The sequence below is a fragment of the Clostridium sp. AM42-4 genome (assembly GCF_003480105.1).
In the GTDB taxonomy this organism is placed as follows: Bacteria; Bacillota; Clostridia; order Lachnospirales; family Lachnospiraceae; genus Brotaphodocola.
In genome coordinates this window covers 76483-103265 of record NZ_QUIK01000007.1, presented here as the reverse complement: position 1 = coordinate 103265, position 26783 = coordinate 76483, and the positions used below count along the sequence as shown (strand labels likewise).

At 49.9% G+C, this 26783-nt stretch carries 26 protein-coding genes and 4 tRNA genes; 29 read left to right on the top strand and 1 reads right to left on the bottom strand.

All coding sequences use genetic code 11. The features are described from left to right. The first annotated feature begins 29 nt into the window (after window positions 1-29). The 19 genes from DW922_RS07445 (at window position 30) to DW922_RS07355 (ending at window position 15027) form a co-directional block, all read left to right on the top strand. Entirely contained in the window at window positions 30-1217 is a 1188-nt protein-coding gene (locus DW922_RS07445; protein WP_118726202.1) for a cation diffusion facilitator family transporter, read from the top strand. Window positions 1218-1331: 114 nt separating this feature from the next. Beyond that, a complete protein-coding gene (locus DW922_RS07440) occupies window positions 1332-1862 on the top strand; it encodes an RNA polymerase sigma factor (RefSeq protein ID WP_118721398.1) in 531 nt (176 codons plus the stop codon). 6 nt (window positions 1863-1868) lie between these two features. Then, window positions 1869-3500 (top strand): hypothetical protein, encoded by a 1632-nt coding sequence (locus DW922_RS07435; RefSeq protein WP_118726201.1) that lies wholly within the window; start codon window positions 1869-1871, stop codon window positions 3498-3500. 140 nt (window positions 3501-3640) lie between these two features. Next, window positions 3641-3712: transfer RNA gene (locus DW922_RS07430), tRNA-Gln, on the top strand. A gap of 28 nt (window positions 3713-3740) precedes the next feature. Next, window positions 3741-3812: transfer RNA gene (locus DW922_RS07425), tRNA-Gln, on the top strand. Window positions 3813-3840: 28 nt separating this feature from the next. Further along, window positions 3841-3912: transfer RNA gene (locus DW922_RS07420), tRNA-Gln, on the top strand. A 28-nt stretch (window positions 3913-3940) separates the two neighbouring features. Continuing rightward, window positions 3941-4012, top strand: a tRNA-Gln gene (locus DW922_RS07415). A gap of 247 nt (window positions 4013-4259) precedes the next feature. After that, window positions 4260-4982 (top strand): acyl-ACP thioesterase domain-containing protein, encoded by a 723-nt coding sequence (locus DW922_RS07410; protein WP_118726200.1) that lies wholly within the window; start codon window positions 4260-4262, stop codon window positions 4980-4982. A gap of 166 nt (window positions 4983-5148) precedes the next feature. Continuing rightward, window positions 5149-5982 carry a S1-like domain-containing RNA-binding protein gene (locus DW922_RS07405; RefSeq protein ID WP_118544063.1) on the top strand — a complete coding sequence of 278 codons (834 nt, stop codon included), beginning with the start codon at window positions 5149-5151 and terminating at the stop codon, window positions 5980-5982. Between the two features lie 10 nt (window positions 5983-5992). Beyond that, the gene (locus tag DW922_RS07400; RefSeq protein ID WP_118726199.1) at window positions 5993-6583 is read left to right on the top strand and encodes a class I SAM-dependent methyltransferase; all 591 of its coding nucleotides are present in this window, start codon (window positions 5993-5995) and stop codon (window positions 6581-6583) included. A 192-nt stretch (window positions 6584-6775) separates the two neighbouring features. Then, a complete protein-coding gene (locus DW922_RS07395) occupies window positions 6776-7864 on the top strand; it encodes a helix-turn-helix domain-containing protein (RefSeq protein WP_118726198.1) in 1089 nt (362 codons plus the stop codon). Window positions 7865-7866: 2 nt separating this feature from the next. Continuing rightward, window positions 7867-8553, top strand: a complete 687-nt coding sequence (gene ftsE, locus DW922_RS07390; protein ID WP_118726197.1) for a cell division ATP-binding protein FtsE — start codon at window positions 7867-7869, stop codon at window positions 8551-8553. Continuing rightward, on the top strand, window positions 8543-9451 hold the full coding sequence (ftsX, locus tag DW922_RS07385; protein ID WP_118720148.1) for a permease-like cell division protein FtsX: 909 nt from the start codon (window positions 8543-8545) through the stop codon (window positions 9449-9451). Before ftsE ends, ftsX begins: the two co-directional genes overlap by 11 nt. Before the next feature lie 2 nt (window positions 9452-9453). Beyond that, window positions 9454-10773 (top strand): M23 family metallopeptidase, encoded by a 1320-nt coding sequence (locus DW922_RS07380; RefSeq protein WP_118726196.1) that lies wholly within the window; start codon window positions 9454-9456, stop codon window positions 10771-10773. An 89-nt stretch (window positions 10774-10862) separates the two neighbouring features. Next, window positions 10863-12143 (top strand): S41 family peptidase, encoded by a 1281-nt coding sequence (locus tag DW922_RS07375; RefSeq protein WP_243032113.1) that lies wholly within the window; start codon window positions 10863-10865, stop codon window positions 12141-12143. A 259-nt stretch (window positions 12144-12402) separates the two neighbouring features. After that, entirely contained in the window at window positions 12403-13149 is a 747-nt protein-coding gene (locus DW922_RS07370; RefSeq protein WP_118726194.1) for a PIG-L family deacetylase, read from the top strand. Window positions 13150-13161: 12 nt separating this feature from the next. Further along, window positions 13162-13500, top strand: coding sequence for a UxaA family hydrolase (locus DW922_RS07365; RefSeq protein WP_118726193.1), 339 nt, complete (start codon window positions 13162-13164; stop codon window positions 13498-13500). 21 nt (window positions 13501-13521) lie between these two features. Continuing rightward, window positions 13522-14829, top strand: coding sequence for a UxaA family hydrolase (locus DW922_RS07360; RefSeq protein ID WP_347560278.1), 1308 nt, complete (start codon window positions 13522-13524; stop codon window positions 14827-14829). Window positions 14830-14838: 9 nt separating this feature from the next. Continuing rightward, window positions 14839-15027: a hypothetical protein gene (locus tag DW922_RS07355; RefSeq protein WP_118720154.1), complete on the top strand. Its 189-nt coding sequence runs from the start codon at window positions 14839-14841 to the stop codon at window positions 15025-15027. Between the two features lie 10 nt (window positions 15028-15037). Here the strand turns inward: DW922_RS07355 and DW922_RS07350 are convergent, their stop codons facing one another. Continuing rightward, window positions 15038-16000, bottom strand: a complete 963-nt coding sequence (locus tag DW922_RS07350) for a LysR family transcriptional regulator (protein ID WP_195715024.1) — start codon at window positions 15998-16000, stop codon at window positions 15038-15040. Window positions 16001-16221: 221 nt separating this feature from the next. On the opposite strand from DW922_RS07350, the gene DW922_RS07345 reads away from it, so the two are divergent. The 10 genes from DW922_RS07345 to rlmH all read left to right on the top strand — a co-directional run bounded on the left by DW922_RS07345 (window position 16222) and on the right by rlmH (window position 26759). After that, window positions 16222-16626, top strand: a complete 405-nt coding sequence (locus DW922_RS07345; protein WP_118726191.1) for a hypothetical protein — start codon at window positions 16222-16224, stop codon at window positions 16624-16626. 28 nt (window positions 16627-16654) lie between these two features. Beyond that, entirely contained in the window at window positions 16655-17512 is an 858-nt protein-coding gene (gene metF, locus DW922_RS07340; protein ID WP_118720160.1) for a methylenetetrahydrofolate reductase [NAD(P)H], read from the top strand. A gap of 86 nt (window positions 17513-17598) precedes the next feature. After that, entirely contained in the window at window positions 17599-18252 is a 654-nt protein-coding gene (locus tag DW922_RS07335) for a vitamin B12 dependent-methionine synthase activation domain-containing protein (protein ID WP_118720162.1), read from the top strand. 157 nt (window positions 18253-18409) lie between these two features. Then, window positions 18410-20842: a homocysteine S-methyltransferase family protein gene (locus tag DW922_RS07330; protein WP_118726190.1), complete on the top strand. Its 2433-nt coding sequence runs from the start codon at window positions 18410-18412 to the stop codon at window positions 20840-20842. Between the two features lie 178 nt (window positions 20843-21020). Further along, the gene (locus tag DW922_RS07325; protein ID WP_118726189.1) at window positions 21021-22022 is read left to right on the top strand and encodes a glycoside hydrolase family 25 protein; all 1002 of its coding nucleotides are present in this window, start codon (window positions 21021-21023) and stop codon (window positions 22020-22022) included. Window positions 22023-22238: 216 nt separating this feature from the next. Beyond that, window positions 22239-23021, top strand: a complete 783-nt coding sequence (locus tag DW922_RS07320) for a helix-hairpin-helix domain-containing protein (RefSeq protein ID WP_118726188.1) — start codon at window positions 22239-22241, stop codon at window positions 23019-23021. Between the two features lie 15 nt (window positions 23022-23036). Continuing rightward, window positions 23037-23735, top strand: coding sequence for a response regulator transcription factor (locus tag DW922_RS07315; RefSeq protein WP_118726187.1), 699 nt, complete (start codon window positions 23037-23039; stop codon window positions 23733-23735). 18 nt (window positions 23736-23753) lie between these two features. Then, the gene (locus DW922_RS07310; RefSeq protein ID WP_195715023.1) at window positions 23754-25220 is read left to right on the top strand and encodes a hypothetical protein; all 1467 of its coding nucleotides are present in this window, start codon (window positions 23754-23756) and stop codon (window positions 25218-25220) included. 76 nt (window positions 25221-25296) lie between these two features. Next, on the top strand, window positions 25297-26283 hold the full coding sequence (locus DW922_RS07305; protein ID WP_118726186.1) for an alpha/beta hydrolase: 987 nt from the start codon (window positions 25297-25299) through the stop codon (window positions 26281-26283). Continuing rightward, window positions 26280-26759, top strand: a complete 480-nt coding sequence (rlmH, locus tag DW922_RS07300) for a 23S rRNA (pseudouridine(1915)-N(3))-methyltransferase RlmH (RefSeq protein ID WP_118726185.1) — start codon at window positions 26280-26282, stop codon at window positions 26757-26759. The genes DW922_RS07305 and rlmH overlap by 4 nt, the downstream gene beginning before the upstream one ends. Window positions 26760-26783 lie beyond the last annotated feature (24 nt).

Below are 26783 nucleotides of genomic sequence, written 5' to 3'. Positions count from 1 at the left end.
TGTGAGGAAGGTAAGGCGTTAAAAAAATCATGATCAATTTTTTAGTGAAACGGTTTGTAAAAGACTATGAAAATGTAGAAAATGCAAAGGTGAGGACTGCTTACGGGATGCTAGCGAGTATTCTTGGAATCTGCTGCAACCTGTTTTTATTCAGCTCTAAATTGTTTGCGGGGTTTCTGGTAAACAGTATTTCGGTTATGGCAGATGCCTTCAATAACTTATCGGATGCGGCATCCTCCATCATTGGGTTTGTCGGGGTGCGCATGGCAGAAAAACCGGCAGACGAGGAGCACCCGTTTGGACATGGGCGCATGGAGTATATTGCAGCCTTTATGGTTGCCTTTCTGGTTGTCCAGGTGGGCTTTTCACTCTTAAAAACAGCGGTTGAAAAGATCCTGCATCCGGAAACGCTGAGCTTTAGCCTGTTTTCAGTTGGGATTCTGGTGCTTTCCGTGCTGATCAAGCTGTGGATGGCTTCCTATAACCGGAAGCTGGGAAAGAAGATTAATTCCACGGTGATGATGGCGACCGCAGCGGATTCCCTGGGCGATGTGGGGGCAACCTCGGCAACGATCGTCTCACTTCTGGTATTCCGCTTCTTCCATATTAATATCGATGGCATCATCGGTCTGGTGGTTTCGGTTCTGGTGCTGATCGCGGGCATCAACATTGCGAAGGATACACTGGCACCGCTCCTTGGCGAGGCCATTGACCCGGAGGTCTACAAAAAGATTTCCGATTTTGTGGAAAGCTATGACGGAATCATCGGCAGCCACGACCTGATCGTGCATAACTATGGGCCGAGCCGCAGTATGGCATCGATCCATGCGGAGGTGCCAAGCAAGGTTGATATTGAGACGTCCCATGCAGTGGTAGACCAGATTGAACGGGATGCACTGGAAAAGCTTGGGATTTTTCTGGTCATCCATATGGATCCGGTCGAGACAGACAATGAGCTGGCGGCAATTTTAAAAGAAATGGCTATCGATGTGATCCTCCATCTGGATTCCCGCCTGACGCTGCATGATTTCCGCATTGCCCAGAGTCCGGCCCGCATAAACCTGATCTTTGATCTGGTAGTACCGCGTGATTATACCAGACAGATGCGGGAAGAGCTGACCAGGCAGGTCTGTGAAAAAGTGCGTGAGCGGGATAGACGCTGCGCCTGCATTGTTACGGTAGAAAACAGCTACCGGCAGGAAGAATACCAGGGATAACAGTGGGGCAGCCCAGAATGAATGGCGCCAGTGGCAGGAAAAATTGCTATTTTTTGCAATAAGAATTGCCGGGGATGCATTAAATGATTGTGAGGAAGGAAAAGGAACAGTCGATTGAAGCAAGAGGAACTTTTAAGACAGGTAGCAAAGGGTGACCGGGAAGCCTTTCACCAGCTCTATCTGGATACAGACAGGAGTGTATACAGTTTTATATTATCGATCCTGAAGAATCCGCAGGATGCGGAAGAGGTCCTGCAGGAAACCTATCTGAAAATCTGGATCTCCGCGGGCAGCTACAAGCCCCAGGGAAAGCCCCTTGCGTGGATGTTTACCATTGCGCGGAATCTGTGTTATATGAAGTTCCGGGACCAGAAGCGCATGGCGGACATCGGGCTGGACGAATTGTCTGGTGAGGAGACGGGGGAGCTTTGCCTTCCACTTGAGCAGATGACAGATGCGATGATGCTGAAGGCTGCTTTGGAGATTTTAAAGGAAGATGAGCGCCAGATCGTTCTTTTGCATGCGTCTTCAGGATTAAAGCACCGGGAGATCGCTTCCGGGCTTGGCATGCCGCTGCCTACGGTCTTGTCAAAATATAACCGGGCCATGAAAAAACTTCAAAATTATCTGAGAGAGGAGGGGTGAGTACGTATGGGCAGGAATCAGCAGAAAAAGGAAATCGAACAGCATTTAAGATCGGCCATGGATGTGCTCACTCCGGATATTTTTGGAAAGCTTGATCTTTCTGTGCCGCAGCAGAAGCCGGAAGTAAATCATGGCCAGGAAAAGATCATAACCCTGCAGCGCCGCATTCGGGGTATGGCTGTGGCGGCGGCAGCGTGTCTGTGCCTGGTGACTGCGGGGGGAGGTGCCTGGCATTACCAGTACCAGAACCGGCAGATCGACTCGGTGATCGGAATCGATGTCAACCCCAGTGTGGAGCTTTCCATCAGCCGTAAAAACCGCATTTTAAAGGCAGAGCCGCTCAATCAGGATGCAGAGGCCATCATGGCAGATATGGACCTGAAAGGGGTAGAGCTTAATGTGGCAGTCAATGCAGTCATTGGTTCTATGGTGACGCATGGTTATTTAGACGATCTGGACAATGCGATCCTGGTCACTGTCAGCAATGACAGTGTCCGGAAGGCATCGGCGCTGCGCAGCAGCGTGGTGGAGGACATCGAACAGACTCTGCAGGAAAACCAGGTGAATGCTGTGGTCTATGACCAGCAGGTGATCGAGGAGGATGAAGTCCGCAGTCTGGCAGATACCTACGGGATCTCTTATGGAAAGGCTTATTTTTTAAAGGAACTGATCGATCAGAACCAGAATCTGACGAAAGACGATATGAAACGGCTTTCCACCATGAATATGGAAGAAATCGCCAGGGAGATCACGAAGAACTCCCTGGCTCTGGGAGCGTTTGCAGATGAGGCGAAAACCTCTCAGACCAGGGAAAACACAGAAACGCCGGGAAACGTAGAAGAACCGGCAGGAGAAGCCTCGGAAGAAGTTTTGGAAGAAAACGGGGAAGAAGCCGGCAGTGGTGCAGAAATGGAAGCTTCCGAAGTGCTGCCAGAAAAAACAGAAACTGCTGCTGGCGCACATTCTGAATCTGAAGCACCGGCAGATTCCCAGACAGAACCGGAAACCGAGGAAATCCGGCAGGGCAGAGTAAAGATTGACTATGTGGATTATGAGGAAGACCGCATCTACATTTATTTTGAAGACTATGTCCGTTGGAAGAATCCGACGGTGTCAGTGCGGGATGAGGAAGGAAATTCCTATGCGGCGCTGATCGGGGAAACCGAAAGCGATTCCTGCATCGTGGAGACAAAGGGACTGGAGGGTGGAAAAACCTACAGCTTTGTACTGGGCGGTATTACCAGAAAGGGTGACAGCACGGCTACCACGGTAAAAGGCTATTTTGATACGCCAGAGATCGCGGATGAACTGAAAACCTCAGAAGAAGATAAAAAGGACTCTGGGGACGCAAAAGAGGATGCAGGTGGGAAAAACAAGGAAACTGCGGACGCAAATGCTGATATAAATGCAAGTACAAATGCAAGCACAAATGCGGATACAAGTGTAAATGCAGGTACAAGCGCAAATGGAGACACGCAGCAGCCGTGGAAGCAGCCTCAAAAACAGGAAACAGGAACCGGTTCTGGATATGGTTCTGACGAGAAAAGCAGTACGGCGGAAACAGAGAAAGAGGATCCCGGGAAAAAGGATTCCCAAACCGGTGAAGAAAACGGCAGTATAAAAAATGATATAGAATGATAGAAAATAAGAAAGAAACAGGACTTAAAAACCTGTGTAAATCAGGCACTTTTTCAGGAAATTTGAAAAAAATAAAATTTTTTGAAAAAAGTGCTTGACCAAACAGGCAGCATCGTATATAATAACACTCGTTGCAGCGATGGGCTATCGCCAAATGGTAAGGCAACGGACTCTGACTCCGTCATTTCAAGGTTCGAATCCTTGTAGCCCAGTTCAAAAACTTCATATTCGATTTATTATTGGGCTATCGCCAAATGGTAAGGCAACGGACTCTGACTCCGTCATTTCAAGGTTCGAATCCTTGTAGCCCAGTTCAAAAACTTCATATTCGATTTATTATTGGGCTATCGCCAAATGGTAAGGCAACGGACTCTGACTCCGTCATTTCAAGGTTCGAATCCTTGTAGCCCAGTTCAAAAACTTCATATTCGATTTATTATTGGGCTATCGCCAAATGGTAAGGCAACGGACTCTGACTCCGTCATTTCAAGGTTCGAATCCTTGTAGCCCAGCTAAGAAAAAGCTTCCGGTTTTCGGAAGCTTTTTTGCATAACAGGAAATTTTTTACCAATACAATAAAACATTCTGCGAGATGCGTATACATGATAAAAAAAGTTATAGCAATTCTTTTGGAAAAACAGTTGTGAATCCACGAGGAATGTGAGATAATAAGGGACGATTTCCATTTTACGGACTTTTTACAGAATAAATGAGCTATGAAAAGACAGTAGAAGGGTTATGACCAGAAGGAGGACTACCATGTATTCATTTGACAGCCGGGTGCGCTACAGCGAGGTAGATGAGGACCGGAAGCTTTCTTTGACCGGGGTGATCAATTATCTGCAGGACTGTTCGACGTTTCAGTCGGAGGATTTAAACCAGGGAATCGATTACCTGACAAAGAAGCACCGTGCATGGCTGTTATCTTCCTGGCAGATCATTGTGGACCGTTATCCGAAGCTTGGGGAGCAGATCGTGGTGAGTACCTGGCCATATGATTTTAAGGGCATTTACGGGTACCGTAATTTTACGATCCAGGACCCGGAGGGCAATTATCTGGTGCGGGCCAATTCTAACTGGTTTTTCTTTGACACGGAATCCGGCTGTCCGGTACGTGTCGGGGAGGAAGATGTGGCGGCTTACGGCATCGGGCAGGAAGAAAAGCTTCCGATGGACTATGCACCGCGCAGGATCCCGGTTCCGGCCGAATATGAGGAATATCCGGTCATTGCGGTGGCGGCGCATCACATCGATACCAACCACCATGTGAACAATGCCCAGTATGTGGAAATCGCACGCGAGGTATTGCCGGCAGGAATTTGCATCCGGGAACTTAGGGTGGAGTACAAAAAGGCGGCAGTCCTTGGCGACCAGATCATCCCACGCGTCAGCGTGGAGGCAGGGTGCTATACCATAGCCCTGTGTGATACAGAAGGAAAGCCTTATGCCATTGTGTGGCTGCGAAGTTACTGTTCAGAGTAGGAATTTTCTGCGCTGAAAATTCCGTACAATACAGTTGTGGCAGCAGATTTTGCCGATTTGGAATGCGAAGCATCGGCAAAATCACGATGCTGGGCACGCTTGCGTGAACAGCATGGCTGCGGGCTGGTAAGCGGTCGTGAAGGAACGACCAGAAAGAGAGAACCAAATGATTGAATTAGGAAAGATACAGCCCCTTGTAGTTCAGAGAGAAAAAGAATTCGGAGTGTATCTTGGTGAGAGCCAGACCGATAAGAATTCGGTGCTCCTGCCGAAAAAACAGGTGCCGGAAGGCACGAAGGTGGGCGACAGCCTGGAAGTGTTTGTTTATAAGGATTCCCAGGACCGCCTTATTGCAACGACCAACCGTCCGAAATTACAGGTTGGCGAGACTGCAGTCCTGACCGTAAAGGATGTAGCTAAGATTGGCGCATTCCTCGACATGGGACTGGAGAAAGACCTGCTGCTTCCGTTTAAGGAGCAGAACCACAAGGTGCGTCAGGGCGAAAACTGTCTGGTTGCACTTTATGTGGACAAGAGCCAGAGACTGGCAGCAACCATGAACGTGTATTCCTACATGAGCGCAGAGTCTCCGTACAAGAAGGATGACAAGGTGCAGGGAACCATCTACGAGATCAACGAGAATCTCGGTGCGTTTGTGGCAGTCGATAACCGCTATTACGGACTCATCCCGAAGAAGGAGCTCTACGGAGACTTCCATCTGGGCGATGTCATCGAGGCGCGTGTTGTGAAGGTGCGCGATGACGGCAAGCTGGATCTAAGCCCGCGTCAGAAGGCTTACATGCAGATGGATGAGGATGCCGAGCTGGTATTAAAGGTCATCGATGAGTTTGATGGGGTTCTGCCGTTCAATGACAAGGCGAGACCGGAAACCATCATGCGGGAATTTAAGCTGAGCAAGAATGCATTTAAGCGTGCAGTCGGCAAATTACTGAAAGAAAATAAGATCCGTATTACGGAGAAAACCATAGAGAGAATATAGGAGGATAGTTTTGGACACGATAGAATACTATAATAAGTATGCGTCGCGAATTTTTGAGGATACGGTAGACCGTGACATGGAGTCGCAGCGGGAGGAGTTTTTAGAAGAACTCCGTGAGATCGACGGCGACACCATCTTAGATCTCGGGTGCGGCTCCGGCCGCGACAGCCTGGCATTTTATGAGCAGGGCTTCGATGTAACTCCACTGGATGCTTCCGAGGAAATGTGCAAACTTGCAGAGATCCACACAGGACTGGAGGTGCTGTGCATGGACTATGCGGATATGGAGTTTGACGATGCGTTTGACGGCATCTGGGGCAACGAAGCACTGATCCATGTGCCGGAGGAGGAGCTGCCTGCTATCCTGGAAAAACTGACCGAGGCACTGTGCCAGAACGGAATCTTATTCCTTTCCTTTCAGGAAGGGGACTTTGAAGGACAGAGAAGTGGCCGGTACTTCTGTGAATACACAAAAGAAGAGCTGGAGCGCATCTTAACAGAAACGGGACGTCTGGAAATCTTAAAGCTCTGGTCGATGAAGGACGAGGACCGGGAAGAAGGAGCAAAGCTTCTGAACGTACTTGCAAAGAAAATATCCTGATGTATGGGATATTTTTTAGAAAGATTTTATTGAATATAGACAATAAAACTTTAAAAAAGGCAGGCAGGTATTGGATACTTGCTTGCTTTTTTCTGCAAAGTGCATTAAAATATACGATAAGGGTCCTTTCAAGTTTGTGCGATTTTACAAAACGGGGCGGTATTACGAAATAAGGATTAAGGAGTGAATATTATGATTTCAAACCAGATTCTTCAGACAACCATTGATGGCCTGAAGGGGATCACCAGGATTGACCTGTGTATCTGCGACACAGAGGGCAAGGTGCTGGCTTCCACATTTCCAGAGGCAGAAGAGTATGAAAATTCCATTCTTTCCTTTGTGGATTCACCGGCAGACAGCCAGGTGATCCAGGGTTACCAGTTCTTCAAGGTGTTTGACGAGCATCAGCTGGAATATATTCTGCTTGCAAAAGGAAGCAGTGACGATGTATACATGGTCGGAAAGCTGGCAGCGTTCCAGATCCAGAATCTTCTGGTCGCTTACAAAGAGCGTTTCGATAAGGATAATTTCATCAAGAACCTGCTTCTTGATAACCTGCTGTTAGTTGACATTTATAACCGTGCGAAAAAGCTACACATTGAGACCAATGTCCGCAGAGTCGTTTTCCTGATCGAGACCAAGCAGGAGAAGGATGTGAATGCGCTTGAGACGGTCCGCAGCCTGTTTGCGACCAAGACCAAGGACTTTATCACCGCGGTCGATGAAAAGAACATCATTTTAGTAAAAGAGGTAAAGCCGAACGAGGACTATGCAGATCTGGATAAGACCGCCAGTGTCATCCTCGATATGTTAAGCTCTGAGGCTATGACTAAGGTGCGTGTGGCTTACGGTACCGTGGTCAACGATATCAAGGAGGTTTCCCGTTCCTACAAGGAGGCGAAGATGGCCTTAGACGTAGGAAAAATCTTCTACAATGGCAAGAACGTGGTTGCATACGGAACTTTGGGAATCGGCCGCCTGATCTACCAGTTGCCGCTGCCGCTGTGCCGCATGTTCATCCGCGAGATCTTCGATGGCAAGTCCCCGGATGAGTTCGACGAGGAGACTCTGACTACCATCAATAAGTTCTTTGAGAACAGCTTAAACGTATCTGAGACATCCCGTCAGCTCTACATCCACAGAAACACACTGGTTTACCGTCTCGACAAGCTCCAGAAGAGCACCGGACTGGACCTTCGGGTATTTGAGGATGCCATTACCTTCAAGATCGCGCTGATGGTTGTAAAGTATATGAAATACATGGAGAACCTGGATTATTAATCATGATAGAAATTCGTAATATAAGCAAAACCTACGAGAATGGAAGCAAGGCGTTAAAGGACGTTGACATCCGCATCCAGGACGGGGAGTTTGTCTTTATTATGGGACGGAGCGGATCAGGAAAATCAACCCTGATCCGCCTTCTGATGAAAGAGGCAGAACCTTCCTCCGGGCGCATTATCGTCAACGATATGGACCTTCAGAAAATGCCGCGCCGTTTTATACCGAAATACCGCCGCAAGCTTGGCGTTGTATTTCAGAATTTCCGCCTGTTAAAGGACAGGACAGTATTTGAAAATGTAGCATTTGCCCAGAGAGTGGTGGGTGCTTCTACCAGAAAGATCCGGGAAGACGTTCCGCAGATGTTAAAGCTGGTTGGACTTTCCGCAAAGTACAAAAGCTATCCGCAGCAGCTTTCCGGAGGAGAGCAGCAGCGTGTGGCCATTGCCCGCGCCCTGATCAATCGGCCGGAGGTACTTCTTGCAGACGAGCCGACCGGAAACTTAGATCATGAGAATGCGACAGAGATCATGAAGCTTCTCGAGCGGATCAATGCACTTGGAACTACGGTTGTGGTCGTAACACACAGTCAGGAAATTGTAGACCAGATGGGCAAACGGGTCATCACCCTGAACAAAGGACGTCTGGTGAGTGACGAAAGAAAGGGTGGATCAAACCGTGAAGATTAGTACATTCTGGTATTGCATGAAAGAGGGAATGAAGAATATATGCAGAAATATCTGGTTTTCGCTTGCTTCTGTGGCGACGATTTCTGCATGTATTTTTTTGTTTTGCCTGTTTTTTTCCATTATTGCCAACATCCAGTACATGGTGAAGCATGTGGAAAGTACCGTTGGTATTACGGTGCTGTTCAATGAAGATTTAACGGAAGAAGACATCCAGGGCCTTGGGGAAATCATCCACCAGCGGCCGGAGATCCGTGAGATGTATTATATTTCTGCGGAGGATGCCTGGAATTCCTTTAAGGAAGAATATTTTGCAGGTCACGAGGAACTGGCAGACGGCTTCGCGGAGGATAACCCGTTAGCAGGCTCTGCCTCCTACGAGATCTTTTTAAACGATATTTCCCAGCAGAATGAGCTGGTGGCTTACTTACAGAGCTTAGACGGTGTGCGTCAGGTCAACTATTCCAATACGGCTGTGGCAGGCTTTGCCGGGTTTAACCGCGTGATCGGGGTATTATCCTCCCTGATCATCGGCGTGCTGCTGGCGGTATCGTTATTCCTGATCAACAACACCATTTCCGTGGCAGCGGCATTCCGCAAGCAGGAGTGCCAGATCATGCGCCTGATCGGGGCAACCAACTTCATGATCCGCGCACCGTTCATTGTAGAAGGTGTGATGATCGGACTGGTCGGTGCACTGATCCCGTTAATCGGGAATTATTTCCTTTACACAAGGGGCATTGTGTATCTGTCTGAGCGGTTCCATGTGCTGTCTGACCTGTTCTATTTTATTCCGGTCGGGGAGATTTATCCGCTTATGATCGGGGCAGCCATGATCCTTGGTGTGGGAATCGGCTTTTTCGGAAGTTTTTTCACCATCCGTAAGTATATGAAGGTGTAAGCATGCATAAAAACAATAGAGATGTTACAGCTGCGGACAAACGCAGTCTGAAAAGAATACGAAAGCGCATTGCGGCTGCCCTGCTTGGCGCGGCCATGGCGGTGTCTTCCTTCCAGACAGCATACGCAACGAAACAGGATGTGGAGGCGGCGAAAAAGAAAGTCAGCTCCATCGAAGAGGAAAAGAAAAAGGTACAGGCGACCATCAAGAACCTGGAGGGCTTAAAGAACGACGCGGCAGCGTACGTTAAGGAGCTGGATGGAAACTTAACAAAGCTGGAGGGAGAGTTAGATGAGCTGTCCTCCCAGATCAGCACAAAGGAACAGGAGATCGCCGATACCGGAATTGCCTTAGAACAGTCTAAGGCAACCGAGAATAAGCAGTATGCCGATATGAAGCTGCGCATCAAATACATGTATGAGCAGGGAAACACGAACTATATCGACATGCTGTTCCAGTCGGAGGATATGGTGCAGCTGATGAACCGGGCAGAGTACATCAACAAGATGTCAAGCTATGACCGGAAAAAGCTGGATGAGTATGCGGCAACCCGCCAGGCGATCGCCGATGAAGAACAGAAATTAAAGGACGATAAAGCAGCGCTTGTGGATATGCAGGAGAAGACCAAGGCCAAGCAGGAGTCGGTCAAGACGCTGCGTGCCCAGAAAAACAAGGAAATGCAGAGCTATGCCGGTCAGATCGATACCGCCCAGAGCCAGGTAGACCAGTACAATGCCGATCTGGCTGCGCAGGAAAACAAGATCAAGCAGATCGAGGCGGAGATCAAGCGCAAGGAAGAAGAAGAGCGCAAGAAGGCTGAGGCAGCCCGTAAGGCAGAAGAAGAGGCGCGCAAGAAAGCAGAGGCCGAGGGAAAAAAGGTTTCCGCTACGGATAAAGCCGCATCGTATAATGTTGCCAGTCTTGGGAATATTAGCTTTAAGTGGCCATGTCCATCCAGCAGCAGAATTTCTTCCGGTTTTGGAAGCAGAACCTCACCGACCAAGGGAGCGTCCAGCAACCATCAGGGAATCGATATCCCGGCATCGACCGGGGCAGCGATTGTGGCGGCAGCATCCGGCACGGTTGTCGTATCGACCTACAGCTATTCTGCGGGAAATTACATCATGATCAGCCACGGAGGCGGTGTATATACGGTATACATGCATTGCTCCCAGCTGCTGGCCTCGGAAGGACAGACGGTAAAACAGGGCCAGACCATTGCAAAGGTAGGCTCCACCGGTTATTCCACAGGCTCCCATTTGCACTTTGGAATCCGGTCCGGCGGACGGTATGTAAATCCGCAGTCCTACGTGAGTCCGTAAAGGGAAACAGAATAAACGAGGTGACATCATTGGAGAAAGAAAATAAAGGAAAGTCAAAATTTTGGAAAGGCGTTTTAGCAGGTTCCCTTGTGACTGCACTCGCGGGCTTTGGTATTGTAGGCGTAGCTACCGGCATTTCCGTGATCGGGCGGACGGTGATCGAAAGCCAGGTTAAGGACACAGAAGCTTCTAAAACCGGAAGCGATGCGGTGCGCACCCAGGTGGATTTAAAGCAGGTCGATGCAAAAATTTCCGTATTGCAGCAGATCATAGACCGCTACTTCTTATTTGATGAAGATGCGGAGCAGATGGAGACCGGCATCTATAAAGGAATGCTGGCCGGACTGGATGATCCGTACACAGTATATTACACTCCGGACGAGTACAGCTCCTTAACCGAAGAAACCTCTGGTGTGTATTGCGGCATCGGTGTCCTGGTGAGCAAGAATGTCCAGACCGGGATTGTAACGGCACTCCGGGTATTCCCGGGTTCCCCGGCGGAAGAAGCCGGGATGCAGAAGGGCGATATCATTTATAAAGTAAAAGATATCTCTGCGACTGAGGAAGAGCTCGATATTCTGGTTCAGGAATACATCCGCGGTGAGGAAGGCTCTTATGTCGATGTGACGGTGCTGCGCGGAACCGAAGAAATCCCGCTTCATATCCAGAGACGCATGGTAGAGGTGGCAACCGTAGAGCACCAGATGCTGCCGGATAAGACCGGCTATGTCCTGGTGACCCAGTTTGACACCGTGACGGCCGAGCAGTTTATCGATGCCGTTTCAGATCTGGAACAACAGGGTATGGAACGCCTGGTCATTGATCTGCGTGACAACCCGGGCGGCGTGGTAACCTCCTGCGTGGAGATGGCCGCTTATGTTCTGCCGGAAAACCAGCACGATGGAACCATTCTTTCCACCGCGACCAAGACCGGTCAGGAAGAACGCTATTACAGCCAGGACGGAGAAACCCGTCACAATATCAGGGGAACCGATACTGAAGACGGCGTATTCCCGAAGGCAGACGATCATGAGCTGAATGTTCCGATCGTCGTTCTCATCAACGGGCAGTCTGCCAGCGCGGCAGAGGTATTTGCCGGTGCGCTCCAGGACTACGGCGCAGCAACGCTGGTCGGAACTACCTCCTTCGGAAAAGGAATCGTACAGAGCCTGATCCCGTTAACGGACGGTTCTGCAGTCAAGATCACGACTGCCCACTACTATACTCCGGCCGGACATGACCTTCACAAAAAAGGCCTGACTCCGGATGTGGAAGTTGAGCAGCAGCTCGACGAAGACCTCATCGGACAGTACGATGTCCCGCTAGACCGGGATAACCAGGTGCAGGCCGCGATCGAGGTATTGAAGTAACAATATCACACAGTAACGAACGAGGGCCGAAAGGTTTCGTCCCCGCCATTCGGCGGGGACGGAACCTTCCGGCCCATTTGTGTTTACTGTGCGATATTGTTTATCTTAAAATTCCTACTAAGCTTAGAAAATCCCTGCGTTTGATTTTTATTAAGTCTGTTTTTATAATAAAGGCATCACAAGAAATCGCGTGGTGAGATGATAAAAAAAGTCACATAGAACGAAACACAGAACAGGAAAAACACAGGAGTGAGTAAAAATGGCAAAAAAAATGTTGGTAGTAAGTGCACATGGAGCTGACTGGTGCACACGGTCGGGTGGAACGATCTTGAAGTACGTGAAGAAGGGCTGGGAGGTAACGGTATTTGCTTACACCTTTGGCGAGCACGGAGAGTCCGGTGCTTACTGGAAAAATCACCCGGGCACCAATGTAGAGGAAGTAAAGGACTGCAGAAAACAGGAAGCGCAGAATGCGGCGAAATTCCTTGGAGTTAAAGAGATACATTTCTTTGATTGCGGCGATTATCCGCTGGTGCTTTCCGCAGACCAGATCCGGGATCTTGGTCACCGGATCCTGAAACTCAGACCGGATGTGGTACTGACCCACTGGATTGATGATCCGTTCAACATGGACCATGAGATTGTAGGAAAGGCAGTGGTCCGTGCGATCAGCGCAGCAGGAATGCGCGGTGCACTTCCAGATACGGACCCGCATTTCATTCCAGATCTGTTCTTCTTTGAGACAACAATGCCGCATTCCGAATTTAATCATTTCCAGATGGACACTTATGTAGATATCGGAGATGTTTTTGAGCAGAAGATCGAGGCAGTTAAGCTGTTTGCAGCACAGCCGCAGCTGGTGGAATACTATACCCGCTGTGCTTTAAACCGCGGCGTACAGGCAAATGACTGGTCGAGAGGAAGAAGACCGATCAAATATGCAGAAGGATTTAAGCGTTATGTGCCGTATCTGGGAGACGAACTTCCATTAACGAAGCTGGATTGAGAGGGGAAAAACATGAGTGAGAAAAAACAGTATATTTACCGGGTAACGGAAAAAGATAATGTGGCAACTGCACTGGAGGATCTGGAACCAGGAATTGCCTGGATCAACGGGGCAGGAGATAAAAAGAGTGTGAACTGCCTGGAAACGGTAATGTCTGGACATAAGGTTGCATTACAGTTCATTGAAAAAGGAACACCGATCGTGAAATACGGAACGGTGATCGGGGAAGCCATTGCAGATATCCCGGAAGGAAGCTGGGTGCATCTTCAGAACATGAAGAGTTTGTATGATGCGCGTTCTTCAACCTTGGATATTCATACCGGGGCACCGAGCGATACCCAGTATATTTGACGCAGGTTTAGTCGCAGACCGGTGAAAAAGAAAACCCGTGGCAGTGCAGACAGCATGGAGCTGCGGGAAATCATTCGGAATATCGAAGAAAAAGAGGAGAATGTCATGGAGAAGAAAGATTATCAGAGCGTTCGCTGGAACGGTTATGTGAGAAAAGATGGCCGTATGGGAATCCGTAATAAAGTACTTGTTGTTTATACCGTAGAGTGTGCATCCTTTGTTGCGAAGGAAATCGTGCGCAGAACAAACCGCAAGGATGTAGAGGTTGTCGGCTTTACCGGCTGCTGCGATAACCAGTATGCGGTGCGGATGCTTTTAGCACTGGTCCGTCACCCGAATGTAGGAGCCGTGCTTGGTGTAGGACTTGGATGCGAGTATACTCAGCCAAAGACATTGGCGCAGAAGGCAAGAGAGGCAGGAAAGGAAGCAGACGGCTTCTATATTCAGGAGATGGGTGGAACAGAAAAATCCATTGAATACGGCATGAAGCGCGTTCAGGAATTTTTAAAGACACTGGAGAATACACCGACCGCACCGATGGGTTTTGCAGACTTGATCGTGGGCTGTGAGTGCGGCGGATCGGATTATACTTCCGGTCTGGCAGGAAATGCCACAGTAGGACGATTTTTTGACCGGCTGGTAGACTGGAACGGAACCGCAGTCTTTGAAGAAATCGTGGAAGCAGTTGGATTAAAGAAGATGCTTATGGACCGCGCAGCAACCGATGAGGTCCGCGAGAAGCTGGATACGACCTATGAGAAAGCGCTGGATCATTGCCGTTCCATTCACCAGTTTTCCATTTCCTCTGGAAACTTTGTGGGCGGTTTAAGCACGATCGAGGAAAAGAGCATGGGCGCGACCATCAAGAGCGGTACCAAACCGATCGTGGGCGTGACTAAGGTTTCCTGCAAGCCGGATAAAAAAGGCCTGTGGCTGTTAGACAGTACTCCGGATCCGTATTTCATGGGCTTTGGAAAAACCAACCCGAACGACAGTGAGGGACTTATGGACCTGATCTCGATCGGATGCCAGGTAGTATTTCTGGTTACCGGACGCGGAAGCGTAGTCGGAAGTGCAGTTTCCCCGCTGGTAAAGATTACCGGAAACATCGTGACCTATAACCGTATGTCAGATGATATGGACTTCTGTGCAGGAGATGCCATTTCTGGTGTTAAGAGCCTGGATGAATTATCCCTGGAGCTTGCAGACCTGGTACAGGCTGTCTGCGAAGGCAAGGAGACCAATGCTGAACGCCTTGGACACAAGGAATACTACATTCCATATAAATATCAGAACGTGGATGATGTGCCGCTGCCGTGCAGGGCATAAGCGGAACGTTTGGATGATTCTGCAATATCTGGAAAAATCCGTCCGGGAATGCAGATCGCGGTAACCATGGGAAGCCGCGGCATCCGCAATTCCGATATTATTGTAAAGTCAATTGTAGACTATGTGAAATCCTCCATGGAAACGGTTTACCTTGGAACTTGCCGGATTGAAGCACTTCCGGCAGAAGATATCCGCTAAAGAAAAAGGTTTAGTCCATGTCCTCTTCCTTCTTATGGTCGCACAGGTAAGGTGATTCGCTCCAGTAATCTTTCATCAGCTGGATCAGATAACGGCAAGGCTCATTCAAATAGATTTTTTTTGGATGACTTGCGACAAAGTCCCAGGACGGATGACCAGGAAGGGAAAAATAAACCAGACGCTTTGTCGGGCAGGCATAGGCACGTGGGATGATCGAACAGCATCCCATGACTTGTGCCATTTTAAAAATAGAATAGCTGCTTCGTGTTTCCATTACAATGGACGGATGAAAACCGGCCTCCTCCAGGCTGCGGTCGATCAGACTGCGCATGGTGGAGGTTTTTTGCATGAGAATAAACGGATCATTCTTAAATTGTTTTGGCGAGATCTCAGGAAGAAGTTCTGGAAGTGCTTCCTCTGTGGTAAAGCGGGCACCCTGGGCGGCCAGCGGGTGGGAGGCAGGCACGATCAAAATCAGTTCCTCTTTGTAAATATGCGTATAGTTATTGCGTGTCAGTTGTTCGGTGGGAAGTGTTATAATTCCCATATCCAGTTCTCCGGTACCGATCATATGCTCCTGTTCGGAAACGGGCGCCTCGATCGGGGTAAGGTGGATATCCGGATATTTTTCATAAAAGTGCGGGTAAATACTGCAGAAAATGGACATGCCGCGGTCTGCCATAAGCCCGAGCCGGATGGAGCCGCGCTGAAGCTGGCTAAGATCGCTGATACGGTTGTAAACGTCCTTGCGGATATCCAGAATCCGGTTCACGCCGTCTAAGTAGATCTGCCCGGCTTCCGTGATCTGGAAATGGTTCCTGCCGCGGCAGAAAAGCTGGATCCCAAGCTCTTCCTCTAAGTGAATCAGTTGCTGGTTTAAGGCCGACTGTGTCAGATAGAGCTTTTTCGCCGCCTTGCTGATACTTTTTGTCTCTGCGATCATGCGGATATTTTCAAGCTGTCGTAAGTCCATAAGCATACGCTCCTATTCACGGATGTTGTCTTTTTTTTGTTTTTCTGCTAGCTAAGGAGGATAGATTTTATCATATAGAAGGATTATACTGCAAAAAATTGTAAAATGAAAATAATATCTTCCTTACATGGAAAATATCAAAATGTTATGTTATACTAAAGAACAAATTGTTTGCGTACCGCGTAAACATTAACAGCAATCGCGTGAGGGGGTGCCATTTTATGATGCAGCGAATTTGTCCGGTGTGCGACCAGGTGATGAAACATGCCCATTACTGCAGTGCATGCAGATCCTGGGTGAAGGACCCGGTGTATATGAATGTAACCTACTATCTGAATGAGCGCCATCCAGAGCATGAAACGCACTGTAGCTATCACAACGAAGACCCGGATCCTGTGAAAAACGGGACCGGAAAGCAAAAGGCGGCATATAAACCAGCAAAGCCTGCAGTGAACACTCCGCGAACAACGGAAACTGCTGACAGGAAAATGACCGCGAAAAAAACGGATGCGAAAACCCAAAATCCGGTGAAAAAACTGGTTTTTCTGTATGTGTTCATTGTGGTTCTGTTCTGGATCATCAGTCTGGTGGGCGGTCTGGTGAACGCATTGATAGGGATTTTTTAAATTAGTATGAAGAGAGGATTTTATACCGATGAAGATCAGAGATATTCTTGCAAAAAACGAACCGACACTTTCTTTTGAGGTGTTCCCACCGAAGACGGAGGATAAATATGAGTCTGTAGAGGCAGCCGCTTCCGAGATTGCAAAGCTGAATCCGGCTTTCATGAGCGTTACTTACGGTGCCGGCGGCGGAACCAGCCAGTACACAGTTGACATTGCTGCTTCTTTAAAAGCAAAGGGTGTAACCCCGTTAGCGCATCTGACCTGTGTATCCTCTACCCGGGAGAAGGTGCATTCCGTTCTGGACCAGTTAAAGGCAGAGGGCATTGAAAATGTGCTGGCCCTGCGCGGCGATATCCCGAAGGACGGCAAGGTAGAGAAGGATTACCGCTATGCGTCTGAGCTGATCGCTGAGATCAAGGCATCCGGCGATTTCTGCATCGGCGCTGCCTGCTATCCGGAGGGGCATGTGGAATCTGTAAACAAGACCGAGGATATTCAGCATCTGAAGGAAAAGGTTGAGGCTGGCTGTGATTTCGTGACTACCCAGATGTTCTTTGACAATAATATTTTATACAATTACCTGTACCGGGTTCGTGAGAAGGGCATTACCGTTCCGGTGATCGCAGGCATCATGCCGGTGACCAATGTAGCCCAGATCAAGCGCATCTGTTCCATGTCCGGCACTTACCTTCCGGCACGCTTTAAGGCAATCGTAGACCGTTTCGGGGATAACCCTGCAGCCATGAAGCAGGCTGGTATTGCTTATGCGACGGAGCAGATCATCGACCTGATTGCAAACCATGTGAACGGCATTCACGTTTATTCCATGAATAAGCCGGATGTGGCTGCGCAGATCAAAAACAGCCTTTCTGAGATTATACGGTAGGGAAAATATGGATTTTTGTTCACTGGCAAGGGCTGAATGGCTTGCATGCGTGAACAGAGACCAGAAACTACGGAGAAATTTTATTTATGGGAAATACATTTCAGTGGAATGACCGGGAACTTTTGCGCTATCTGGGCTGCAAAAATGGCACTGTACCGGATGAAAATACGAAAGTCCTGATCGACCAGTGTAAGCAGGAACTGGAGCAGGCAGCTTCCCCGCGGGTAACCTGGAGGGAGTATCCGCTGTCCATTCAGGACCACGTGATCGATATGACCTGTTTTCAGACAAGGAGCAAAAGCCTGGAGCGGAATCTAAAGGATTGTGAGCAGATCCTGTTGTTTGCGGCAACGCTTGGCAGTCAGGTGGATGTATTGCTGCACCGCTATAACATGATCCAGATGAGTAAGGCGGTGGTCATGCAGGCGGCATCGGTTGCCATGCTGGAGACCTTCTGCGACGAAGAAAACCAGAAGCTGAAAGAAGCCTATCAGGAAAAAGGCTGGTATCTGCGCCCGAGATTCAGTCCGGGCTATGGGGATTTTCCGCTAGAATGCCAGCGGCAGATCGCACCGGCACTGGAACTTTCAAAAAGGATTGGTGTGACGCTGACGGACAGCCTTCTCATGGCACCGTCCAAATCGGTGACAGCGGTCATCGGACTGAGCCGTTTGCCGAGAAACTGTACGGTGCAGGGATGCGAGGTCTGCGCAAAGAGGGACTGTGCGTACCGCAGATAAAATTCGGACAATACAGGCGTACGAAGCGGCAAGAGTTGGTGTTTGGCGGCATTCGTTTGCCTTTTCATGCAGTTTGAGACAAGGCAGATATACAAAGTAGCAACGGTCATTGTTTGCCTGACAATGCAAAAAAATGAAAACACGAAGGAGTTTGGTTATGGATATATTACAGGAATTACAGAAACGCATCCTGTTTTGTGACGGAGGAATGGGAAGCCTTTTACAGGAAGCGGGTTTAAAACCGGGAGAACTTCCGGGCACCTGGAACATTACCCACCCGGAGGAACTTGTGAAGATCCATAAGGCTTATCTGGAGGCTGGCGCGGATATCGTGACAACCAATACCTTCGGTGTTGACCGCTTAAAATACAATGAAACAACCGAGTTTCAACTGGAGCCGGTGATCCGCGCGGCAGTAGCAAACGCGAAAGAAGCGATCCGCCAGAGTGGAAAGCAGGCCTGGATCGGTCTGGATATGGGACCGACCGGAAAGCTGCTAAGGCCGATGGGCGACCTGGCTTTTGAAGATTGCTATGCGATTTACCGGGAAGTGGTGGAGATCGGTGCGGATGCAGGTGCGGATTTTGTCCTCATCGAGACCATGAGCGACAGCTATGAAACCAAGGCAGCGGTGCTGGCGGCAAAGGAAGGGTGTAATCTCCCGATCTTTGTCACGGTAACCTTCGATGAGCGCGGAAAGCTGTTAACCGGCGGAAGCCCGGCTTCGATCGTAGCCATGTTAGAGGGCCTTGGCGTGGATGTTCTGGGCATGAACTGCGGACTTGGTCCGGTTCAGATGAAAGAAATCCTGAAGGATATTCTGGAGGTTTCTTCCACTCCAGTGATGATCAACCCGAATGCAGGTCTTCCAAGAAGCGAGAATGGAAAGACCGTTTACGATATCGATGCGGCGCATTTCGCAAAGACCGTAGAAGAAATCGTGGATATGGGTGCCCGCATTGTGGGCGGCTGCTGTGGTACCACGCCGGAGCATATCCGCATGGTGGCAGAACGCTGCCGGGATAAACAGCCGGTTCCGGTTACGAAAAAGAACCGTACTGTGGTTTCCTCGTTTGCACAGGCAGTGGAGATCGGCAAAAATCCGGTCATCATCGGAGAGCGCATCAATCCGACCGGAAAATCCAAGTTCAAACAGGCCCTGCGTGACCACAACCTGGAATACATTCTCCGCGAAGGTGTGACCCAGCAGGATCACGGTGCCCATGTGCTGGATGTAAACGTAGGTCTTCCGGAAATCGACGAGCCGTCTATGTTAGAGGAAGTGGTGCGGGAACTGCAGAGCATCATCGACCTGCCGCTCCAGCTTGACACGACCGATGCAGAGGCCATGGAGCGGGCTATGCGTGTATACAACGGAAAGCCGCTCATCAACTCCGTTAATGGGAAAGAAGAATCCATGCGCACCGTATTCCCGCTGGTGCAGAAATACGGTGGTGTTGTGGTAGCACTGGCGTTGGATGAGGGCGGTATCCCGGAAACCGCGGAAGGCCGTATTGAGGTAGCAAAGAAGATTTACCGGACCGCAGCCGAGTATGGCATCGGACCGGAAGATATCGTGATCGATGCGCTTTGCCTGACGGTAAGTTCAGACAGCCAGGGCGCCATCACGACACTGGAAACATTACGACGGGTGCGTGATGAACTCCACGGAAAGACCATTTTAGGTGTGTCTAATATTTCCTTCGGACTTCCGCAGCGAGAGATCATCAACGCGGCGTTCTTCACCATGGCGATGCAGAATGGCTTAAGCGCTGCGATCATCAACCCGAATTCTGAGGCGATGATGCGTGCGTACTACAGCTTCCGCGCGCTGATGAATTTAGACCCGCAGTGCAGTGAGTACATTTCCGTCTACAGCGGTCAGGTAGCAAGCCTGGGACAGAGTGCGGTGACTGGAAATGGCGGTTCGGCAGCAGGAAGCGCAGCCGGAGCAGCAGGCGGTCAGGGAACTTCTGATCTGCATGCCAGCATTGTAAAAGGCCTGAAGGATCAGGCTGTACATGCGGCGCGAGAACTTCTGGAAACCCAGGATGCGTTGGATGTCATCAACAGCCAGATCATCCCGGCACTCGATGTCGTGGGAAAAGGTTTTGAGAAAGGCACCATGTTCCTGCCGCAGCTTCTGATGAGCGCGGAGGCAGCGAAAGGCGCGTTTGAGATCATCAAAGAGAAGATGGATGCCAGCGGTCAGAAGCAGGAGAAGAAGGGAACCATCATCCTGGCTACGGTAAAGGGGGATATTCACGATATCGGAAAAAATATCGTAAAGGTCCTTCTGGAAAACTATAGCTACGACGTACTGGACCTCGGAAAAGATGTTCCGCCGGAGACGATTGTGGAGACCGCAGTGGAGAAACACATTCAGTTAGTTGGTCTCTCTGCGCTGATGACGACAACCGTTCCAAGCATGGAAGAAACCATTGTACAGCTTCGCGAAAAAGCACCATGGGTCAAGGTTATGGTGGGCGGCGCCGTGCTGACCCAGGAGTATGCCGATACCATGGGGGCAGACCAGTACTGCCGCGACGCGATGGCATCCGTGAATTATGCGGAGCAGGTGTTTACGTAGGCTGGTGTCAAAATCTGCATCAAAAGCCTGTATCAAAAGCTTGCGTCAAAGGCGTTCGTGTTGCAAACATACAAAATAGTAAGAAATTTTTAAAAGAATAGAAATTGAATCTCCTTTCCATCTGGATTACACTAAAACACATGACAAAAGTATAATCAGGCAGAAGGGAGATTTTTTCATGTTATTTCATAAGAAAAACACAGGCAGATGCCTGGCGGCGCTGGCTCTTTGCGGGTTCTTTGCCCTGCAGACCCCGGCAGTACCGGCCATGGCAGCACAGGAAACCTTAAAGATAGAAAACCAGAATTTTTACCGCAGCGACGGAACCCAGATCACGGGTGCGGTTGCAAAGGGCGTTACCATTTCCAAATACCAGAACCAGGCTGGTCCGATCGACTGGGCAGCCATGAAAGCAGACGGGGTGAACTTTGCCATGATCCGTGTGGCTTATATGGACAGCGAAGAGCCTTACCTGAAAGAGGATCCGTATTTTAAAGAAAATATAGCAGGCGCACTCCAGAACGGAATCCGTGTCGGCGTGTTCTATTACACCAGGGCATTGGATGAGAACACCGTGCGCCAGGAAGCGCAGTTTGTGCTGGATAGGATCAAGGATTATCCGGTCTCTTATCCGGTCGCATATGATGTGGAATCCAAATACCTGTTGGACAACGGAAAAACACCGCAGGAGCTGGCAAACCACGTAAACATTTTCTGCAAAGCCATCGCAGATGCAGGGTACCGCCCGATGCTGTACGGCAACAACGAATGGCTGACCAAGCATATCGATATCTCCCAGGTCCCGTATGACATCTGGTATGCCCGCTACGGAACAAACGGTGAATTTACAAACCGTAAGATCTGGCAGTTTACGGAAACCGGAACCGTAGCCGGGATTACCGGCAATGTCTGCCTTGAGGTTTCCTATTATGATTATCCGGAACTGGCCAATGCAGCTGCAAGCAAAACCTATACCGTTGGCTCCTCAAACAGCGGTGGTCCTGGTGTAAATATGCAGGCCTCCGGCCAGACCCAGGCAACCCCGGCAGCCGGTCAGTCTTCTGATACCCAGACCGGCCCTGGCACCCAGGCAGGAGGAGCGGTCCAGACCAGCACCTCCCCAACTCCGGCAACCGGACAGGATGAGAGCCAGCTGACCAAATCGCCATCCGAATCGTAAATTAAACAATATCTCACAGTAAGTCCAAATGGGCCGGAAGGTTCCGTCCCCGCCGAATGGCGGGGACGAAACCTTTCGGCCCTTGTTCGTTACTGTGTGATATTGTTATAAAAGTGAGCCCGGTTTGCGGAAAATACCGCTTGTATTTGTGGACGGCTTTCGGTAGAATAGTACTAGGCTGAATCTGGGATTCTCTTTGGAAACGGAGAGAAGAACATGAAGAAAAAACAATCTGCCATTTTAAAATGGCTTTTGCTGGCTGTATTTTTGCTGGCGGCCGGGTGCTTTTACAGCTGCAGCGGAGGCAGGACTTCTGGAGGGTGGGATCCGTCAGCAGATTCCATGGCGGAAGAAGCGCCAGAAGCTGCAGAAACAGCTTCCGGGCTCACGCAGGCAGGCGAGTCTGGAAATGCAGGGCGGTCTGAACAGGCAGGCGAGTTTGAAAATGCAGGCCAGTCTGGGAGCACAGAGGTATCTGGTGTGGCAGAACGATCAGAAAAAACAGACCAGAAGCTCTGCTACGTCTACCTCTGCGGAGAGGTCAATAACCCGGGTGTTTACACACTTTTAGAGGGCGCGCGGGTTTACGAGGCCATTGAACTGGCCGGAGGCTTTACCGGGGAAGCTGCGGAAAGCTGGCTGAATCTGGCAGAGCCGGTCTGTGACAGCATGAAGCTGGAGGTTCCGTCGAAGACTCAGGCAAAGGACCCGTTATGGCAGGCGAAGGCTCAGGCTGGCAGTGCGAAAACTTCAGGCGCTGCCGGAGCCGGAAATGGAGCCGGAGGTACGGACGGTGGAAGCCAGAAAATGCTGGTGAACATCAATACGGCTTCGCTGGAAGAGCTTATGACGCTAAAAGGCATTGGCGCTTCCCGGGCGGAGGACATTGTCCGCTACCGGCAGGAGGCAGGCGGTTTTACAAAAATTGAAGATATCATGAAGGTGCCGGGCATCAAGGACACGGCTTTTCAAAAAATTAAAGATAACATTACAGTATAGGGAATAGGTGAGAACATGGCAAAGATTCTGGTGGTTGATGATGAAAAACTGATCGTGAAGGGCATTCGTTTCAGTCTGGAACAGGACGGAATGGATGTGGATTGCGCATACGATGGAGAAGAGGCAATCAATCTTGCGAAGCAGACGGAGTACGATGTTGTGCTTCTGGACGTCATGCTGCCGAAGTACGATGGCTTTGAGGTCTGTCAGGCAATCCGGGAATTTTCCGAGATGCCGATCATCATGCTGACTGCCAAGGGCGGGGATATGGACAAGATCCTGGGACTGGAATACGGTGCCGACGATTATGTGACCAAGCCGTTTAATATTCTTGAGGTGAAAGCCCGCATCAAAGCGATCATGCGGAGAAATTCCAAGAAATCCGGTAAGGGAAAAGAGGCAGAGAACAAGATGGTCACTGCCGGGGACTTAAAGCTTGACCGTGAGGGCCGTCGGGTCTTTATCGGGGAAAAGGAGATCAATCTGACGGCAAAGGAATTTGATCTTCTGGAGCTTTTGGTCTGCAACCCGAATAAGGTGTATTCCCGGGAAAGCCTCCTGGCTCTTGTGTGGGGCAATAAGGCATCAGAATCTGGCGATGTGCGCACGGTAGATGTTCATGTCAGACGTCTGCGCGAGAAGATCGAGCCAAGCCCGAGCGATCCGAAATACGTGCATACCAAGTGGGGCGTCGGCTATTATTTTAGAGCCTAGAACAAGAGGTAGAGCAGTATGGGACAGAACATATGGAAAAAACGTTGGAGACGGCTGGATAATACCGCAAAGATTTTTCCGGTCATCGCAAATGAAAATGTAAGCCAGGTATTCCGGATCTCGGTTACCTTAAAAGAAAAGGTGGACCCGGAGATCCTAAGCCAGGCACTGACAGACATCCTGCCGGAGATCCAGAATTTCCGGGTGAAGCTGCGCCGGGGGCTTTTCTGGTATTATTTTGAGGAAAACGACAGGATCCCGCAGGTAAAGCGGGAGAATACCTATCCCTGCCGGTTCATTGATCCGCATGGGAACCAGCGCTTTTTATTCCGGGTAACCTATTACGAAAAACGGATCAATCTGGAGGTATTCCATGCGCTGACAGACGGGCTGGGAGCGGTAAATTTCCTGAAGTGCCTGACCAGGCAGTATTTAAGACTGGCAGCGGGCGCTTCCCAGTTTATGACCTGGGACGATGAAAACATCCGGAAACAGGAAGTATTCCATGTGCAGGACAGCTATTTAGAGCATGGTGACGACGGAAAGCCGCGCAGCTACAGTTCGAAGCCGGCCTATCAGCTGGAGGGGCATTATCTGCCGCTTGGAAGTGGCCAGGTTTTGCATGGTTATGTTCCGGTCAGCCAGCTAAAGAAGGTCTGCAGGCAGCATGGCGTAAGCATTACCAAATATCTGGCAGCAGTCCTGATCTGGTCGATCTGGCAGGAATATTTAGGCGGAAGAAGCAGTAAGAGGGCGGTTGTTTTAAACCTGCCGATCAATCTGCGCGCTTTTTTCGGCTCCGATACCATGGCAAACTTCTTCGCCGTTACCATGATCGGCTGGCTTTTCCGCAATCCGGATATCCCATTTGAGGTACTGCTCCAGAAGGTTAGCAGCCAGATGGACAGAAAGATCGATAAAGAAAAGCTGGCGGAGAGCATTGCTTACAACGTTTCGAATGAGAAAAAGTGGTATCTGCGTGCCATTCCGCTCTTTCTGAAAGTTCCGGCACTTTCCCTGGTATTCCGCTTAAAGGACCGCGCCTACACCATGACGCTGTCGAACATTGGTCCGGTCTCCATGGAGCCGGAATATGCAGACCTGATCGAGAGGTTCCATTTAATGATCGGGGTTTCCCGCCGCCAGCCGGTCAAATGTGCGGTGTGCGCCTACAAGGATGAAATGGTGATCACCTTTACCTCCGTGTTTGCGGACAGCCGTCTGCAGAAGCAGTTTTTTGGCAAGCTGAAGGAGGACGGTGTATCGGTCCGCTTTGAGGGAAATGACCTTTCTGCTGCGGCAAAACGGGAAATCTATCCGCGGATCCGCAAGGTACTGATCCGCCGGGGAGGTGCAGAGGAAAAGGCAACCCGCATGGCAAAGCAGGTAGGAAATACCGGAGTTGATGCGGCAAAGGGAATCCGTGATTATGTAAGCGGGCGCAGAAGCTGGAAAGAGGAATTGAAACGGCGCCTGCATATATAAGCTTAGGAGTAACTGGGAAGGTACCAAACAGTTATGCTTAGAAAATAGGACAGGGCTTAAAAAGGAGTAGACTAGTTTGAAAAACAGAGAAATAAGCCTGCGTGGAAAACTGGTGCGGGACATGATGAAAAATATGATGGATTCCGCTATGGGGCACAAGATCCAGACCGGGGAATACCGGATGGACCCTAAGGAGCCTGCATGGGTCTGCCCGCCGGATTACGAATACGAGATCATTGGTATGGAGCATTTTAAGATGGAGTATCTCCGTCCCACGGGGGTCTGTACCGGACGGGTTGTGCTGCAGCTTCACGGAGGCGGCTATATAGGTCCCATGAAGAATATTTACCGTGATTTTGCTGTACAGTATTCCAGAAGAAGCTTTGGTGGTGATGTGCTGACGGCCGATTACCGGGTAGCACCGGAATTCCCATACCCGGCTGCCCTTGAGGATGCCGTGGCGGCTTACCAGTGGCTGATCGGGGAAAAGCATTACGAGGCCGGTAAGATCGTGGTCGCAGGGGATTCGGCGGGCGGCGGTCTTGCGCTCGCCCTGGTGATGTATCTGCGTGACCATGGAATGGAGCTTCCGGCCGGAGTGCTGGTCATGTCTCCATGGACCGACCTGACCAACAGCGGGGCATCGTACCAAACGAATTTTGACCGGGATCCCCAGTTTGGCGGCACGACAGATAATATGCTGTTCCACAGCAGCTATATCGGTTCGGAAGATCCAAAGAATCCGTATATTTCCCCGCTGTTTGGCAGCTTTGAGAAGCTTCCGCCGGTCTTGTTCCAGGTGGGAAGTGAGGAGGTGCTCCTGGACGATACCCTGCGGGCGGCCGATAAGGTCCGCAAGGCGCATGGAAAGCTCCGGGTAACGGTTTATGAGGGCATGTTCCATGTATTCCAGATGGCGCTGCGGCTGATCCCGGAAAGCCGGGATGCCTGGGAGGAGGTCGGCCGTTTTCTAGAGGTGATCTACCGGATCGAACGGAAAAAAGAAGGAAAAACCGTCAAACGGGTAAAATCCGGGCGGGAGAGAAGCAGGAGCGAAGCATGAAAATCACACTGGTGACAGTAGGAAAGATCAAAGAAAAGTTTTATACAGATGCAATCGCAGAGTATGCGAAGCGTCTGAGCCGGTACTGCAAGCTTGAGATCATCCAGGTGGCAGATGAAAAAACGCCGGATAAAGCGAGTGAAGCAGAAGAGCAGCAGATCAAGGAAAAAGAAGGAAAAAGGATCCTGGAGCAGATCAAGGACGGTGCGTTTGTCATTGCGCTGGCAATCGACGGAAAGATGCTCGATTCCGTGGAGCTGGCAGAGAAGATCGATAAGCTTGGAATTGGCGGCGTCAGCCAGCTGGTCTTTGTGATCGGTGGTTCTCTGGGGCTTTCCGGGGCCGTGCTGAACCGGGCCGATTACCGCTTAAGCTTTTCCAGAATGACATTTCCGCACCAGCTGATGCGGGTGATCTTATTAGAGCAGATCTACCGCAGCTACCGGATCATCCATAAAGAGCCATACCATAAATAAGACTGAAAAAATAATAAATAAAAT